Here is a 14,739-nt window from a genome sequence, read left to right as displayed (position 1 = left end):
TGCTGAAGGGACGATTAGAAGGGAGCTAGTGGAGAGACTGGCCTATCCAGCGCTCCTCCTCTACGCGCTCGGGGTCCCGGATCCCATAGACTCCCTGGCGAGGGCCCTCTCCCTGAGGAAGGTGGAGAGGGTGGCTCTCTCGAAGCTAGTGAGGCCGCCGGAGGAGTCCATGAGGAACGCCCTTAAGGTGATCCCTCCCCACATGGTGAGGGGGGCCGATCTGGGGATAGACGGCTTCAACGTCGTAATAACAGTTGAGAGGGCCCTGGCCGGTGATCCCGTCTACATATGCTCCGATGGTGTGGTCAGGGATCTCACGCTATCCCGCTCCTCTTACAGGCCCTCCTCATTCTTCGAGAGGGCTGTCTCCACGATAAGGGAGGCCCTGGAGCAGCTGGGGCCCGGTAGGGCGACTTTGTACCTTGACTCCCCAGTCCCAGGCAGCGGAGTCATAGCCGGGAGGATAAGGGAGCTCATGGGGGGCGAGCTCGAGGTCAGGACATCCAAGAGGGTGGACTCGGAGATACTGTCGCACGAGGTGGTAGCGACCAGCGACTCCAGGATAATGGGAGAGGCCAGGGCCGTCTTGGACCTGGCCCGCTTCTCCCTCGAGAGGATAGGCTTGATCCCTAAAAAGTTATTTACGGACAGGGGGATGCTGAGGGGGTTCTTGGATGATAGATCTACCTAGGACCGTCGAGTTCGATGGGAGAAAGGTCATAATGGTCGATCAGAGGAGGCTCCCTGAGGAGCTCACCTTCTTCGAGTGCGAGAGCATAGAATGCGTCTCATTCGCCATAAGGAACATGGTCGTCAGGGGGGCGCCAGCTATAGCGGCTGCGGCTGCCTTCGGCCTGGCCCTCCACTCCACCAGGATAGGGGTGAGCGACCCGGAGGGCTTCGCTAGGGAGATGAGGAGGGCAGCGGAACTGCTCGGGTCCACGAGGCCCACCGCTTACAACATGTTCTGGGCCCTGGAGAGGATGATGCGCGCGATTGAGGGGGCTGGGAGCGTCGAGGAGATGAGGGAGAGGATCCTCAGGGAGGCGAGGGAGATAGCTGAGGAGGACGTGAGGGCCAACATGGCCATAGGGGAGCATGGCAGGGGCCTGATAAGGGATGGATGCAGGATCATGACTATATGCAACGCTGGCTCCCTAGCTACCGTCTGGCTCGGGACGGCAACAGCCCCCCTATACCTAGCGAGGAGCGAGGGGGTGAGATTCGAGGTTTACGTTCTCGAGACGAGGCCCTTGCTTCAGGGGGCCAGGATAACGGCCTTCGAGCTTAGGAGAGCGGGCATCCCCGTCAAGCTGATAGTCGATGGGGCCGCGGGCTACGTGATCTCCGAGCTAGGGGTGGACCTAATAATAACGGGGGCCGACAGGGTGCTCTCTGACGGGACTGTCTTCAACAAGATAGGGACCTACACGCTATCGGTCCTCGCCAAGGAGCACGGGGTCCCCTTCTACGTGGCGGCTCCCACCTCCACAATAGATGCGAGGTCCTCGAGGGAGGATGTTAGGATAGAGATGAGGGATCCTGAGGAGGTCCTAGTTGTTAACGGGAGGAGGATAGCGCCTGAGGGGGTTGAGGTCCTGAACCCGGCGTTCGATGTGACCCCACCCGGCAACCTGACCGGGATAATAACGGAGAGGGGGATCGTTAGGAGGCCCTTCGATGAGGGGATAAGGAGGATCCTCTCAGTCCCTCGCTAAAAAAATCAGAAGCCTGGGGGCCTCACCCTCACTACATCTGGATTTACGAGGTTCGGGGGAACCTCCCCCCTCTTGAAGGCTATGAGGTTCTCCGCCACGATCTCGGCCATCCTCGATCTCGTCTCGTGGCTGGCGCTCGCGGCATGGGGCGCAAGCACCACGTTCTCCAGCTTAAGGAGGGGATCATCCGGCGGTATCGGCTCCTGCTCGAATACGTCCAGGCCGGCTCCGGCTATCCATCCCTCCTTCAGCGCCCTGTAAAGGGCCCTCTGATCCACCACCTTCCCCCTGGATGTGTTCACCAGTATGGCCGTGGGCTTCATCCTCCTCAGCTGCTCCTCCCCTATGAGGTGGTATGTCTCCGGCGTCAGGGGGACGTGGAGTGAGACGAAATCCGACTCCTCCAGTAGCCTCTCCAGGGGGACGTACTCCACCCCTAGCTCCCTCTCCAGGTCCTCCCTCCTTATGGAATCGTAGTAGAGGACCCTCATACCGAACCCCTTGGCCCTCCTGGCCATGGCCGCGCCTATCCTCCCGAGGCCCACTATTCCAAGTGTTCTGCCGTGCACGTCGTGGCCCAGCATCATCATGGGATGCCAGGCGACCCTCCACCTCCCCTCCCTGACGTACCTGTCCGCCTCCACCACGCGCCTAGCTGCAGCCATAAGGAGGGCGAATGCGAAATCCGCTGTGGTCTCCGTGAGCACGCCCGGCGTGTTCGTCACGTATATCCCCCTCCTCGTGGCCTCACCGACGTCTATGTTGTCGTAGCCCACGGCGTACTGGGCGATTATCCTCAGCCTGGGGGCGGCATCGTATACCTCAGCATCTATCGGGTCGGTGAGCAGGGAAACCAGGGCATCAGCTTCCTTCACCCTCTCCAGTATGACGCTCTTGGGCGGAGGAGCCTCATCTCTCCATAGGTCGACCTCGAAGTGCTCCCTTATCCTCGAGAGCCCCCTCTCGGGTATCTCCCTCGTTATGAAGACCCTGGGCTGCATGGTGACCCGCTGATCCCGGAGGCAACACAATTTATTTTTATCCCGACGCCGGGATCCCGGATAGAGGTGATCGGTATTTAGACTGGAACCCGAGAGGGAGGAGGGTAACCTGGAGTACAAGCTGAGGCTTGAGGCGGATTCCGAGGAGAGGGTGGAGAGGCTAGTGACCCAGCTCAACTACAGGCTCAACGAGGGGGGAGGCGAGGCCTTCTACGAGCTCGGCCTGACGGACGATGGGATGCCAGTGGGCCTGACGGATGAGGAGGCATCTGAGTCCCTGAGGGTCATGGAGGAGGTGACCGGAAGGCTGGGAGCCAAGTTCATCATCGTAAGGAAGGAAAGGGCATCAAGAGGTTACGTTTACGAGCTACTGATAAGGAGGAGCCTGGAAGTCCCTCCCATACAGGTGTCAGTGGCCCTCCTCGGGAACGTGGATGCCGGGAAGTCCACCCTGAAGGGTGTCCTGATCTCCGGGACCCTAGATGATGGCGACGGCCTGGCAATGAGCCAGGTCGCCAGGTACCTTCACGAGCTCAAGTACAGGAGGTCCTCATCCGTGAGCCACCACATAATTGGCTTCGACGACTCCGGGAACTCGGTCAACGATGAGCTCAGGCATTATGACGAGGCGGAGATATACCTCAGGTCCTCCAAGGTGATCACTCTGATAGACCTCGCCGGTCACGAGAGGTACCTCAGGACCACCCTCAAGGGGGTCATGGGATCCCTCCCGGACTACGCGGCCCTGGTGGTCGCAGCTAACGCGGGCCCCATAGGGAGCTTCAGGGAGCACCTGGGCATATCAGTCGTCCTGGGAATACCGACCTTCCTAGTGGTGACGAAGGTGGACATAACGCCAGAGGACGTGCTCAGGAGGAACCTAGAGAGTCTGATCAGTGTCCTCAAGCTTCCGGGCGTTAACAAGGTCCCGCTTCTGGTGAGGGACGAGAACGACTGCGCCTTGGCTGCCAGGAACATGCCCCATGGGAGGGTCGCGCCCATATTCCTGATCTCAAACGTCACGGGTGAGGGCCTGCCCCTCCTCAAGAGGTTCATGAACATGCTGCCCCAGAGGGTGAACTGGGCTGAGAGGCAGAACGGTGAGTTCATCTGCTACGTCGATGACAAGTTCAACGTGCCCGGGGTGGGGCTCGTCCTCTCCGGTCTGGTGGAGTCGGGCCTCATATCAGCTGGCCAGAGGGCGCTCCTCGGCCCCTTCGATGACGGCTCCTTCAGGGTGGTCAGGGTGAAGTCCATCCAGGTCAACAGGGTGAGCGTGGAGAGAGCTCTTGCAGGCCAGTTCGCCACATTCGCGATTACTAATGCTGACTACGATGAGGTGAGGAAGGGGATGGTCCTACTAGATATGAACTCCAAGCCTAAGGCCGTGAGGATGTTCAGGGCCCGCATAAGGGTGCTCCACCACCCGACGACGATAAAAGCGGGTTACGAGCCCGTTATACACCTTAAGACCATAAGGCAGCCAGCTAAGCTCATTGAGGCGTCTAAGCCGTACCTCAGGACAGGAGATGTCGCGGAGGCCACCTTCAAGTTCATCCTTAGGCCGGAGTACGTGACCTTGGGAAGTCCTTTCGTCTTCAGAGAGGGGAGGACCAAGGGGATAGGGGAGATAGTGGCAATAGTGGAGTAGATCCCCTTGAGGGTCAGGGTGGCCGGCAGGGTATTCGAGAGGTCCGTGTCCGATTCCATCTTCGATGAGGTGAGGGAGAGGCTCAGGAGGATCTGCAGGTTCGACCCCTCCGGGGCGGTCTGGGTCCTAGATCCGAGGAGGGCCATCTGCGGCGATACAAGCATCCTCTCCGATGTCTTCGGGGTGCCGGAGGAGCTCATAATGGATGAGATCCTGAGATACAGTGAGGAGATTGATGAGAGGCTGAGGAGGATGTTCGAAAGGGGGAAGTTCGCCTTCCTACCTTGCGGCGAGGTCAGGGAGCCTTTCAGGCTCGAGGAGGGGCTGGCGGTCCTGGACCTGAGCGAGATCAAAAGGATGCTCTCCGAGCTCGGTCCCCTTGGGGCCTACGACAGGCTGACAGGCTCGATAAACGGCTACTATCTAGATGAGCTCCTCGAGAGGGTGAAGGGGATGCTCTCTGTCAAGAAGGAGGTGATCCTGAGGGATGGTGGGAGGGGAATGGTCCTGGAGATCCCTTATCAGGATGAAGGCCTGCTCAGGGACCTGGAGAGCATATCCACAGTAAAGTACTACGTGAAGACCCTCAGGGAGGTCAGGGTTCAGGAGATAAGAGTTCTGAGGAGGACCGGCAGGGGGTTCGAGGCCCCCTACTTCGCCCATCACTGGATCGTCAGGATGGCAAGCAGGAACGGGTTCTCCGTGAGGGATGAGATCAGCTGGCCGGAGGAGGAGATCCATCCAGTGAAGTCCTTCTCCCTCTACGACTTTCAGGAGGAGGCCGTCAGGAGGTGGGAGGAGAACGGGAGGTTCGGAACAGTTGTAATGCCGACGGGAGCCGGGAAGACCTATGTGGGGCTCGAGGCAATATTCAGGACCTCCAGGAGCACCCTGGTATGCGTGGTCACCGAGGAGATGGTGGGCCAGTGGGTTCAGCTGATCAGGGAGAGACTTTCCGTTAATCCCGGGGTCTTCTCCGGGAGGAGGAAGGAGCTGAGACCAGTTACAGTTGGAATATACAACTCGGTGGCCAAGCACATAGACTCTCTTTTCGATAGATTCTCGCTTGTTGTATTCGATGAGGTGCACCACGTGCCCGCCTCCACTTTCAAGGAGGTGGCCTTCAGGTCGAAGGCGAGGTACAGGCTGGGGCTCTCAGCGACGCCCGAGAGGGCGGACGGGAACGATCACCTTATATTCCTGACTGCTGGCGACATAGTGTACAAGATAAGCTTTCAGGAGCTACTTTCCAGGGGTTTCCTCGCCCCGGTGAGGCATCACCTCGTCTACGTCGATCTGAGTGAGGAGGAGAGAAGGAGGATGGAGAGGGAGCTCAGGTTCGCCAGGGATGAGGAGGAGAGGAGGATGATCGAGAAGAGGTACGCCCTGAAGGCAGCTGGTAAGATAGGGGAGGTCCTGAGGATAATGGAGGAGGTCAGGGATAGGAAGGTGTTGATATTCACGGAGTACATAGACCAGGCCGAGGAGGTCTACAAGGAGCTGAGGAGGAGGGGGTACAGGGTTGAGCTCATGATAGGGAAGACCTCAAACAGGGCGGAGATATTCGAGAGGTTCAGGAGGGGGGAGATCAACGTGATAGTGACAACCAGGGTCCTGGATGAGGGGATAGATGTTCCTGATGCGGATGTTGCAATCATAGTTAGCGGATCAGGCTCCAGGAGGCAGATGGCCCAGAGGGTCGGCAGGGTCGTCAGGGGGGCCCCGGGGAAGGTGGCGGATGTTTACGAGATAGTGACAAGGGGGACAATCGAGGAGAGGCTCTCCAGGGGCAGGAGGAGGGGCCTGGCCCTCCTGAGGGAACGCTTATATAAAAGTTAGGTTAATCTAACTTTGGTGGTGAGTTGGGTCAGCCCGTCCCCCTTTCCAGCCTGAGGCCCAGGGAGAGAGGAAGGGTGGTCTCGATAGCCGGCGGCTGGGGAGCTGCCAGGAGGCTCATGGAGATGGGGATTTTGCCCGGGGAGGTGGTGGAGGTGCTCTCCAACTCCTTCGGTCCCATTGTGATAAGGGTGAAAGGCGTCACGTTCGCCCTGGGCAGGGGGCTGGCCTCTAGGGTCCTAGTAGAGGTGGTGGATTGAGGGAACTTCTGATAGGATTGGCCGGATCCCCGAACGTTGGGAAGAGCACGCTCTTCAACAGGATGACGGGGGGAAACGTCCACGTCGCCAACTGGGCTGGGGTGACGCTCCAGAGGTTCGAGGGCGTCCTCACCCACGGGGGGGTGAGGCTGAGGATAGTCGACCTGCCCGGGATCTACAGCCTGTCAGCCAGGGATCCGGGGGAGAGGATAGCGAGGGATTTCATCATCAGGGAGAGGCCAGATGCCCTCATACTCGTGGTGGATGCCACATCCCTCGAGAAATCCCTGTATCTGGCGGTGAGCGCATTGGAGCTCTACGGCAGGGTGGTGATCGCCCTGAACATGATGGACGCCGCTGAGAAGAGGGGGATACACGTAAACGCTGAGGGATTGGAGGGGAGGCTTGGGGTCCCCGTGGTCCCTATATCGGCCCTCAAGGGGATCGGGATAGGGAAGCTGCTGAGGGCCGTCATGGAAGTGGCCGAGGGGAGGTCTGGGAGGAAGGAGCCCCTCCGTGTGGACTACGATGGGCTCGAGAGGTTCATAGCGAGGCTGGAGAGGGTGCTCAGGGAGGGGGGGCTCGAGGGATACCCGACCAGGTGGGCCGCGGTCAGGCTGCTGGAGGGGGACGATGCGCTCCTCGAGGAGATCTCTAGGGAGAATCCTGGAGTGGCTGATGAGGCGCTGAGGCTGAGGGAGGAAGCCAGAAGGGAGCTGGCGGCTGATCCGGAGAGCCTGACGATATCCTCAAGGTACGAGTTGATAGAGGAGCTGCTTAGGGAGAACGTCAGGAGGGTTGGCCTCTCAAGCCCCTCCCTGGAGGAGGCCCTCGACTCCCTGTTGCTGCACCCCATGGCTGGGCCCCTGGCATCGATCTCGCTCATAATGGCAACCTTCCTCATGATATTCACCCTTAACACGGGATTCCCGGCTAATATCATCATGAGGGCCATGGGATTGGGGGATCTAGCGGATCTGATGGAGAGCTACAGCTTGACAGGTCTCCTGGGATCCCTCTTCGATACCCTCTCCTCCCTATTAGCATCCACGCTCCGCTCGCTGGGCCTGGACGACTTCTCCGTCGGGCTCATATCCGAGGGAATCCTGGGCAGCCTTGGGACCCTTCTGTCATTCATACCGCTCCTCCTGATAACCTACATGATCCTTGGGGCCCTTCAGGACAGCGGTGTATTCCCTAGGGCTGCCACCTCCCTGGACAGCTTCTTCAGGAGGTTCGGTCTCAGCGGGAGGTCCTTCTTCCCAGCGGCCGTGGGCCTGGGGTGCAGCGTCCCCGCCGTGGTGGCCACCAGGGGCCTGGAGGATGAGGAGGAGAGGATCCTGGTGGGCATGACTGAACCCTTCATCCCGTGCCAGGCCAGGCTGATAGTGCTTGTGGCGATAGCTGCCGCTGCCTTCCCCGAACCTCTGCTTCAGGCATCCCTCATGCTCTCGATATACCTGATCGGGATCCTGATGTTCCTGATATCGTCCAAGTTGCTCAGGCTGATCCTCTTCGGATCCAGGGGGGCGCCGGAGCTGCTGATGGAGCTCCCTCCCTACCACGTCCCGAGCATGAGGGTGGTCTGGTGGTACGCGAAGGCGAACACGCTCCACTTCCTCAGGAAGGCGGGCCTCATAATAGTCCTGGTGGGCGCGCTCACATGGCTGGCCCTGAACACGGGACCGGCAGGCTACTCAGGCGACCTGTCAGGGAGCTTCGCCTCGATGATCGGCGGCCTCTTAGCCCCAGCCCTCTCACCGGCCGGCCTGAACGACTGGAGGATAGCCCTGGCCCTGGAAGCCGGTTTTGTGGCGAAGGAAGGACTTTTGGTTGTGTTCTCCTCGCTCTCAGGAACACCCGATCCCGTGGCCGCGATAAGGGCCATGGGGATGACACCGCTCAGGGCAGCATCGCTGGCCCTCCTGATGAGCTTCTACGTCCCATGCGTGGCGACGCTCTCAACGATACTATCTGAGCTCAGAAGGGTCAAATACGTGTTGATAGCTGTACTAATGGAGCTCTCAGTTGCCTTCCTACTCTCATCCCTGATCCATCTGATCGGATCGATCCTAGGATTCGACTAGCGCCTTCGCCGGCCCTCCGCAGTGGCCCCTCGCGCGTGACAGCTGGAAGCTGGGCTGGCTGGGGCGGCCGGGCGAGGTGCCCGGGCCCCTCCGAGCAGGTGAACCTTATTACTTTCCTCCCCAGTCATAGCGGGATGGATGAGCTGGACATCAGGGTCATGGATGAGCTCGTGAGGGATGGCAGGGCGACTGTAAGCGACCTCTCGAAGAGGCTTGGCGTCCCCAGGACGACTTTGGATTCCAGGATAAGGAGGCTCGTGGAATCCGGTCTCATAAGGGGGTTCACGGCCCTACTGGATCACAGGAAGATAGGGTATCAGATAACGGCCTTCGTCCTGGTTCAGATAAGGAGGAGGAAGCCGGAGCAGGATAAGTCAAATCAGGAGATATTCATAGAGGAGATAGGGAGGGAGTCGGAGAGCAGGCCGGATCTGCCCTGGATAGAGGAGGCTCACATAATAACAGGGGATTACGATGTCCTTCTGAAGGTGAGGGCCAGGGACATGGACGAGCTCACCAGGTTCCTGATATCGGAGCTGGCCAGGCATCCGGACGTTGAGAGGACCCACACGCTCATGGTGCTCAAGAGCCCCTACGAAGCCCTATCTCCTCTCAGGAAGTTTCCTCCTGAGCTCCCCAAGTAAGGGTATCTCCTCCTCAAGCTCCGGGGTCACCAGCTCCCAGAGGATCCTGGGCTCGCCGCGGCGATCCGTCCTGAGAACGCTGGTGGGGGTTACTATCAGGTTGACGGGCATGTCCTGGCGCTCCATGGGAACCTCCTCCAGGATCTGAAGGTCGTGAACGGTCGTCGCCACCGGGGTGCTGCGGGATATGGCTCCCACCTCCCCCAATATCCCGTACTCCAGGTCGGAGTAGCCGTGGCCCTTGCCAACCCTCCCTCCCCTCGGGTCCACGGCGACCGATCCGGTGACCTTGAGGTCTATCTTGGGGACATCCAGCCCTATCCTCCTCCCGTGCTTGAATGAGCCAGCTATCGTGGAGGCCTCTGAGTATCTCCATACAGGTATCTCCTTAGGATCGAGGAGGAGGAATCCCTCCCTCAGCCTCGGGGTGGCCATCACTATCAGCTTACCTTGAGAGAGCCCGAGGTACCTGACATGCCTCTGAGGGGAGTCGGGGTTCACGAATATCACTTGGGCCTCCCTCCACTCCCTCTGAAGGCTCAGCCTCCTGGCAGCCTCCTCGGCACCCACGAAGTTCGGTATCCTGCCCTCTATAGGTTTAGGAAAACGGGCCACTCCCCTCTCCTCCATCAGCCTCCAAACAAGCCTCCTTACCCTCTCCTTCTCCTCCCTCAGGCTCACGGGGATCCCTGGGTGATGAGGTTAAAAAGGGAGATCATCGATGCTGGTGGTGCCACCTTGAGCCAGAGGGAGAGGATAATAGAGGTCCTCATGGCCTCATCGGAGCCAATGTCAGTTGATGATATAGCGAGGCACCTCGAGATGGATCCCAGCGAGTCCAGGGAGATATATGAGCATCTGGAGCACGTGGCCAGGACCGTGAGGGCCAAGTACGGGAAGACGCTGCTGATGGAGCCTCCCCAGTGCAGGAAGTGCGGATACGTCTTCAGGGACCTGAGGAAGCCCAGGAAGCCGAGCAGGTGCCCCAGCTGCGGGAGCGAGTGGATATCCCCGCCCAGGTTCATCATAAGGTGAGCGACATCAGGTCGACCAGGGTGTCCCTCATGGCAACGACGAGGCTCTCCCTCACGTTCTCCAGATCACCGTGGGCGTTGCTCTCGAGCTCTATGGTTCCCAGGGAAACCGTCGGGATCCCCTTATTGGCGAACACGAAGCCATCATTTCCCCCGAGGGAGCCCGCTATCGCCCTGGATCCGAAGTGCCTCTCGTAACTGTCGAGCACCTCCCTGACGAAATCATCGCTCGGGTCCGTCATCCACCCCGGATTCAGCGTCTCCTTTATCCTGACATCGACATCAGCCCCTATCTTGCAGGCCGCGGCCGCCACTGCGGCCCTGAACCTCTCTATAACCTCCTCCTTCCCCTCATCAGGGATGAATCTTATGTCGAAGCCGAGCCTGGCCTCGCTCGGGATCACGTTGTGCTGCGTTCCCGCCTCCATGATCGTTATGCTGAACCTGCCCCAGAGCCTGGGCACGGGGGACCCCGGGGGCGAGGGTATCTTGGAAAGCCTGGAGGCGTGATTCTGCGAGAAGCCCGTGAGAAGCTCATCCGCCAACCTTATAGCGAGGTGAACTGGATTCCTGGCGGCGAAGGGTCTTCCGGCGTGACCTCCCCTTCCCCTGATGATAAGATCCCCATTTATGACGCCGCTGGCCCCGATCCCAACGAAGTCCGGGGCGGCATCTATCACTATGACGGCATCGGGCTCAACACCGGCCTCCCTCAGTCCTCCCTCAGCCAGGGCGACGACGCCAGTTCCCCCGACCTCCTCATCCCCCACGACAGCTAAGATGGGATTGTACCTGGCCTTCCCCCTCCTGATCACCCTCCCGCAGGCCGAGAGGCTCAGGGCTATGGCGGACTTGTCGTCAGCCGCTCCCCTACCGTATATCCTTCCGTTAACCCTCCTGGGATCGAATGGATCGAATTCAACTCCATCCAGGATCCAAGGTCCCGTGGCGGGGACCACGTCGTAGTGGGAGAGGAGCAGGAGGTTCCTATCGGCACCCAGGTCCTTCCAAGCTATCAGGCTGGGGAGCTCACCCCTCTCATCCCTGATCACCTGGACGTGTGTTCTCATCCCAAGGGCCTCCGCCTCATTCCTGATGAGCTCGACAACCCTCCGGTAGTTCCTCCTCCCTATCGCGCTCGTATCCACCCTCACGAGCTCCATGAGGAGGTTGAACATGCCCTCATCCTCTACCACGTCCGGGGGCATAAGCCTCTGGCCACCGCCCTAATCGACCTTTTAAACTATCACCCCCCGGCTCCGGGGTGTCGGCTTTGAGGATAGTGCTTCTGGGCAAACCGGGTGCCGGAAAGGGCACGCAGGGGGAGTTCCTGGCGGAGGCCCTCGGGATCCCTCGGATAGTGATGAGCGATCTCCTGAAGGAGGAGATAAGGTCGGGATCGGAGCTGGGGAAACTGATAAAGGGGTACATGGATGAGGGAAGGCTCGTGCCCGACGATGTGGTTTACAGGGTGCTCGAGAGGAGACTCAGTCAGGTCCCAGGAGGCTTCATCCTGGACGGATTCCCCAGGAACCTCAAGCAGGCCGAGTGGTTGGACTCCTTCCTAGCCTCAAGGGGCCTGGAGCTGGATGCTGTCCTCTACTTCGACGTGAGCGACCTGACTGTGCTCAGGAGGATGATGGGAAGGCTGGTGTGCGAGAGATGCGGCAGGACGTACAACATCTTCTACGATCCGCCTGAGGACATCAGGAGGTGTGACTGCGGGGGGAGGCTCTATCAGAGGAGCGATGACTGCTACGAGAAGATATTGAAGAGACTGGACGTCTTCAGGGAGGAGACGGAACCCCTTCTGGAGTACTACAGGAGGAGGGGGAAGCTGGTATCGGTTGACGCCTCGAGCGACATCGGGACCGTGAGGTCCGAGGCCCTGAGGAGGCTGTCGGAGGCGGGGGTTCGGGAAAGCAGCTGAAAAGGCAGGACCTCTGAGCCTCCAGTCCGAGTGAAGCCCTTGGTGGTTAAGATCTCAATGCCTGTGGATCTGCCGCTGACCTCACTGAGACCCTCAGGGGGCGGGGATCGGGAGCCGCCCGGGCATCCACACGTTTTTAAATCATCACCCGGGCTAGGCGTGAGGAGAGCCCATGTCGAAGGTCGCGAGGAGGAGAAAGGTAGAGGGTGTGAAACCCAAGATATCGCGGGGTCTACCGGTTAGGGCCAGGCTGAAGTGCGTAGATAACACCGGGGCGAAGTTACTCATGATAATCGGGGTCCACGGCTACAAGGGAAGGAAGGATAGGATACCGACCGCCAGCGTGGGAGACATGGTCTCCGTGGTGGTCAAGAAGGGGAGGTATGACCTCATGCACAAGCCCTTCAAGGCGATAATAGTGAGGCAGCGGATGCCCTACAGGAGGAAGAATGGGCAGTGGGTCGTCTTCGAGGATAATGCCGCAGTTCTCGTCAACGATGATGGCACCCCCAGGGGGTCGGAGTTCAGGGGACCCATAGCCAAGGAGGCCATAGAGAGGTGGCCGAGCCTCAGCGTGGTCTCCGCTCAGGTCGTGTGAGGTGATCCGATGCAGAGGACGACCTCTCACAAGCCCAGCAAGCAGAGGAAGTACCTCTACAATGCCCCCCTCCATCACAGGGCCAAGATCATGTCGGCCCCCCTATCGGAGGAGCTCAGGAGCAAGTACGGCATAAGGTCTCTCCCGGTGAGGAGGGGGGACAGGGTCAGGGTGGTCAGGGGCGACTTCAGGGGCAGCGAGGGCGAGGTCATATCCGTAGATAGGAAGAGGTACAGGATAGCGATAAAGGGGATCGTCAGGAAGAAGGCTGATGGGACTGAGGTTCCAGTTCCCATACATCCGTCGAAGGTAGTCATAACGAAGCTAAACCTCAAGGACGAGGCCAGGAGGAGGATCCTGGAGAGGAGGGGGGCGAAGGTCGAGGTGGTGGAGGAGGGTGAGTGAGCATGGGCAAGATGGGAGATTCAAGGCATCTCAAGAGGCTGGCTGCCCCGGGCTACTATCCAGTGGCCAAGAGGGAGAGGGTCTGGGTGGTGAAGCCCAGGCCGGGGCCCCACCCGCTCGACGAGGGGATACCCCTTCTCCTAGTGGTGAGGGACGTGCTGGGACTAGCCACCACCGCTAGGGAGGCCAAGAAGATAATAAGCATGAGGAAGATCTACGTGGACGGGAAGCCAAGGTACGACCACAAGTTCCAGGTCGGTCTGATGGACGTGATATCGATCCCGGAGATGGACGCTCATTACAGGATCGTGCCCGATCCTCACAGGTTCCTCAGGCTCCTGGAGATACCCGCGGCCGAGAGCAGGCTGAAGGTCGTCAAGGTGGTTGGGAAGAGGACCGTGAGGGGAGGCAGGATCCAGCTGACCTCGCACGACGGCAGGAACTTCCTCTTCAGCGATAGGATCGGGCGCGAGGTGAGGCCAGGTGATTCCCTTCTGATAGAAATCCCTTCCCAGGAGATTAAGGAGGTGATGAAGTTCCAGCAGGGCTCCCTTGTCCTCGTCACGAGGGGTAGGATGGCGGGACGCCTAGGGGTTCTCGAGGGGGTCGGGGAGATAGTTGAGATCAGGGACGCTGAGAACCCGGAGCTCGTCTACAGGGGGGTTCCCAAGAACGTCATGGTGGTGGGCAGGGAAACCCCCAGGGTGAAGGTGAGGTGATCGGCTTGCAGGAACTCAGGGAGGAGATACTGAGGAGGTGGGAGAGAAACCCCATGCTAATCCCTAGGGTCCTCGCCGTGACGCTGAACATAGCCGTTGGCAGGAGCGGGGAGGTTCTCGAGAGGGCCGGCAAGGTCCTGGAGGAGCTGACTGGTCAGAAGCCGGTGGAGAGAAGGGCCAAGAGGACAATAAGGGAGTTTGGAATAAGGAAGAAGGAGCCGATAGCTGTCTCAGTTACAGTTAGGGGAAAGAAAGCCGTTGAGCTTCTTGATAGACTGGCGGAGGCCGTGGGAAGGAGGATAAAGGCTAGCTCCTTCGATGAGTTCGGGAACTTCGCCTTCGGGATAAAGGAGCACATAGACATACCTGGAGTCAAGTACAGGGCCGATATAGGCATATTCGGGATGGACGTCATAGTGACGATGGGAAGGGCCGGTTACAGGGTGGCCAGGAGGAGGATCGAGAGGAGGAGGATTCCCCTGAGGCAAAGGCTCAGCAGAATGGAGTCGATCGTCTTCGCCGAGAAGTACTTAAATATGGAGGTCATTCAAGCGAGCGAGTAGGTGATGGAAATGGCCAAACCCAAGAAGAAGGTCAGGACGAAGGGCAAGGGGGCCTACGTCTGCAGGAGGTGCGGCAGGGTGGGGTACGGGATAATAAGGAAGTATGATCTATACCTCTGCAGGTCCTGCTTCCTGGAGGTGGCCCCCCTGATGGGCTGGAGGAAGTACGAGTGAGGTGATGCCATGACGAGGCTGGACCCCCTGGCAGATGCTATGAGCGCTCTCACGAACGGTTCAATGGTCGGGAAGAGGGAGGTCGTGATAAACGTGGCCTCCAAGCTTATAGGGAGGGT

At 59.5% G+C, this 14,739-nt stretch carries 18 protein-coding genes; 15 read left to right on the top strand and 3 right to left on the bottom strand.

The features are described 5' to 3' along the window. Positions 1 to 28 precede the first annotated feature (28 nt). Positions 29 to 691, top strand: a complete 663-nt coding sequence (locus BA066_03760; GenBank protein ID RDD53581.1) for a hypothetical protein — start codon at positions 29 to 31, stop codon at positions 689 to 691. Beyond that, positions 675 to 1,718, top strand: coding sequence for an S-methyl-5-thioribose-1-phosphate isomerase (mtnA, locus tag BA066_03755; protein ID RDD53580.1), 1,044 nt, complete (start codon positions 675 to 677; stop codon positions 1,716 to 1,718). Before BA066_03760 ends, mtnA begins: the two co-directional genes overlap by 17 nt. 5 nt (positions 1,719 to 1,723) lie before the next feature. On the opposite strand, the gene BA066_03750 is transcribed toward mtnA, so the two are convergent. Next, the gene (locus BA066_03750) at positions 1,724 to 2,719 is read right to left on the bottom strand and encodes a D-glycerate dehydrogenase (protein RDD53579.1); all 996 of its coding nucleotides are present in this window, start codon (positions 2,717 to 2,719) and stop codon (positions 1,724 to 1,726) included. Between the two features lie 151 nt (positions 2,720 to 2,870). On the opposite strand from BA066_03750, the gene BA066_03745 reads away from it, so the two are divergent. From BA066_03745 to BA066_03725, 5 genes are all read left to right on the top strand, one after another. Further along, on the top strand, positions 2,871 to 4,370 hold the full coding sequence (locus tag BA066_03745) for an elongation factor 1-alpha (protein ID RDD53578.1): 1,500 nt from the start codon (positions 2,871 to 2,873) through the stop codon (positions 4,368 to 4,370). A 6-nt stretch (positions 4,371 to 4,376) separates the two neighbouring features. Then, positions 4,377 to 6,209: an ATP-dependent helicase gene (locus BA066_03740; protein RDD53577.1), complete on the top strand. Its 1,833-nt coding sequence runs from the start codon at positions 4,377 to 4,379 to the stop codon at positions 6,207 to 6,209. A gap of 23 nt (positions 6,210 to 6,232) precedes the next feature. Beyond that, a complete protein-coding gene (locus tag BA066_03735; protein RDD53576.1) occupies positions 6,233 to 6,466 on the top strand; it encodes a ferrous iron transport protein A in 234 nt (77 codons plus the stop codon). After that, complete coding sequence (feoB, locus tag BA066_03730) at positions 6,463 to 8,553, top strand: ferrous iron transport protein B (GenBank protein RDD53575.1); 2,091 nt, start codon at positions 6,463 to 6,465, stop codon at positions 8,551 to 8,553. The genes BA066_03735 and feoB overlap by 4 nt, the downstream gene beginning before the upstream one ends. A 134-nt stretch (positions 8,554 to 8,687) precedes the next feature. Continuing rightward, complete coding sequence (locus BA066_03725) at positions 8,688 to 9,197, top strand: Lrp/AsnC family transcriptional regulator (protein ID RDD53574.1); 510 nt, start codon at positions 8,688 to 8,690, stop codon at positions 9,195 to 9,197. Here BA066_03725 and BA066_03720 read toward each other — a convergent pair. Then, positions 9,156 to 9,878: a 5-formyltetrahydrofolate cyclo-ligase gene (locus tag BA066_03720; protein ID RDD53573.1), complete on the bottom strand. Its 723-nt coding sequence runs from the start codon at positions 9,876 to 9,878 to the stop codon at positions 9,156 to 9,158. The genes BA066_03725 and BA066_03720 overlap by 42 nt on opposite strands. 15 nt (positions 9,879 to 9,893) lie before the next feature. Here BA066_03720 and BA066_03715 point away from each other — a divergent pair, with 15 nt between their 5' ends. Continuing rightward, positions 9,894 to 10,232 carry a transcriptional regulator gene (locus tag BA066_03715; protein ID RDD53572.1) on the top strand — a complete coding sequence of 113 codons (339 nt, stop codon included), beginning with the start codon at positions 9,894 to 9,896 and terminating at the stop codon, positions 10,230 to 10,232. Here the strand turns inward: BA066_03715 and BA066_03710 are convergent. After that, positions 10,222 to 11,439, bottom strand: a complete 1,218-nt coding sequence (locus tag BA066_03710) for a M20/M25/M40 family metallo-hydrolase (GenBank protein ID RDD53571.1) — start codon at positions 11,437 to 11,439, stop codon at positions 10,222 to 10,224. The genes BA066_03715 and BA066_03710 overlap by 11 nt on opposite strands. A gap of 65 nt (positions 11,440 to 11,504) precedes the next feature. Here BA066_03710 and BA066_03705 point away from each other — a divergent pair, with 65 nt between their 5' ends. From BA066_03705 to rps8p, 7 genes are all read left to right on the top strand, one after another. Continuing rightward, a complete protein-coding gene (locus BA066_03705; GenBank protein ID RDD53570.1) occupies positions 11,505 to 12,161 on the top strand; it encodes an adenylate kinase in 657 nt (218 codons plus the stop codon). A gap of 172 nt (positions 12,162 to 12,333) precedes the next feature. Next, the gene (locus BA066_03700) at positions 12,334 to 12,759 is read left to right on the top strand and encodes a 50S ribosomal protein L14 (GenBank protein ID RDD53569.1); all 426 of its coding nucleotides are present in this window, start codon (positions 12,334 to 12,336) and stop codon (positions 12,757 to 12,759) included. Between the two features lie 9 nt (positions 12,760 to 12,768). Then, the gene (locus BA066_03695; protein ID RDD53568.1) at positions 12,769 to 13,164 is read left to right on the top strand and encodes a 50S ribosomal protein L24; all 396 of its coding nucleotides are present in this window, start codon (positions 12,769 to 12,771) and stop codon (positions 13,162 to 13,164) included. Continuing rightward, positions 13,161 to 13,883, top strand: coding sequence for a 30S ribosomal protein S4e (locus tag BA066_03690; GenBank protein ID RDD53567.1), 723 nt, complete (start codon positions 13,161 to 13,163; stop codon positions 13,881 to 13,883). Before BA066_03695 ends, BA066_03690 begins: the two co-directional genes overlap by 4 nt. A gap of 5 nt (positions 13,884 to 13,888) precedes the next feature. Further along, on the top strand, positions 13,889 to 14,446 hold the full coding sequence (locus BA066_03685) for a 50S ribosomal protein L5 (protein RDD53566.1): 558 nt from the start codon (positions 13,889 to 13,891) through the stop codon (positions 14,444 to 14,446). Positions 14,447 to 14,455: 9 nt separating this feature from the next. Next, positions 14,456 to 14,620, top strand: a complete 165-nt coding sequence (locus tag BA066_03680) for a 30S ribosomal protein S14 (protein RDD53582.1) — start codon at positions 14,456 to 14,458, stop codon at positions 14,618 to 14,620. A gap of 9 nt (positions 14,621 to 14,629) precedes the next feature. Beyond that, positions 14,630 to 14,739: 30S ribosomal protein S8 (rps8p, locus tag BA066_03675; protein RDD53565.1), on the top strand; the 110-nt coding region annotated here is incomplete at its 3' end.

It is taken from the genome of Candidatus Korarchaeota archaeon NZ13-K (genome assembly GCA_003344655.1).
Lineage (GTDB): Archaea > Korarchaeota > Korarchaeia > Korarchaeales > Korarchaeaceae > Korarchaeum.
This window is presented reverse-complemented; position numbering and strand designations above follow the sequence as displayed.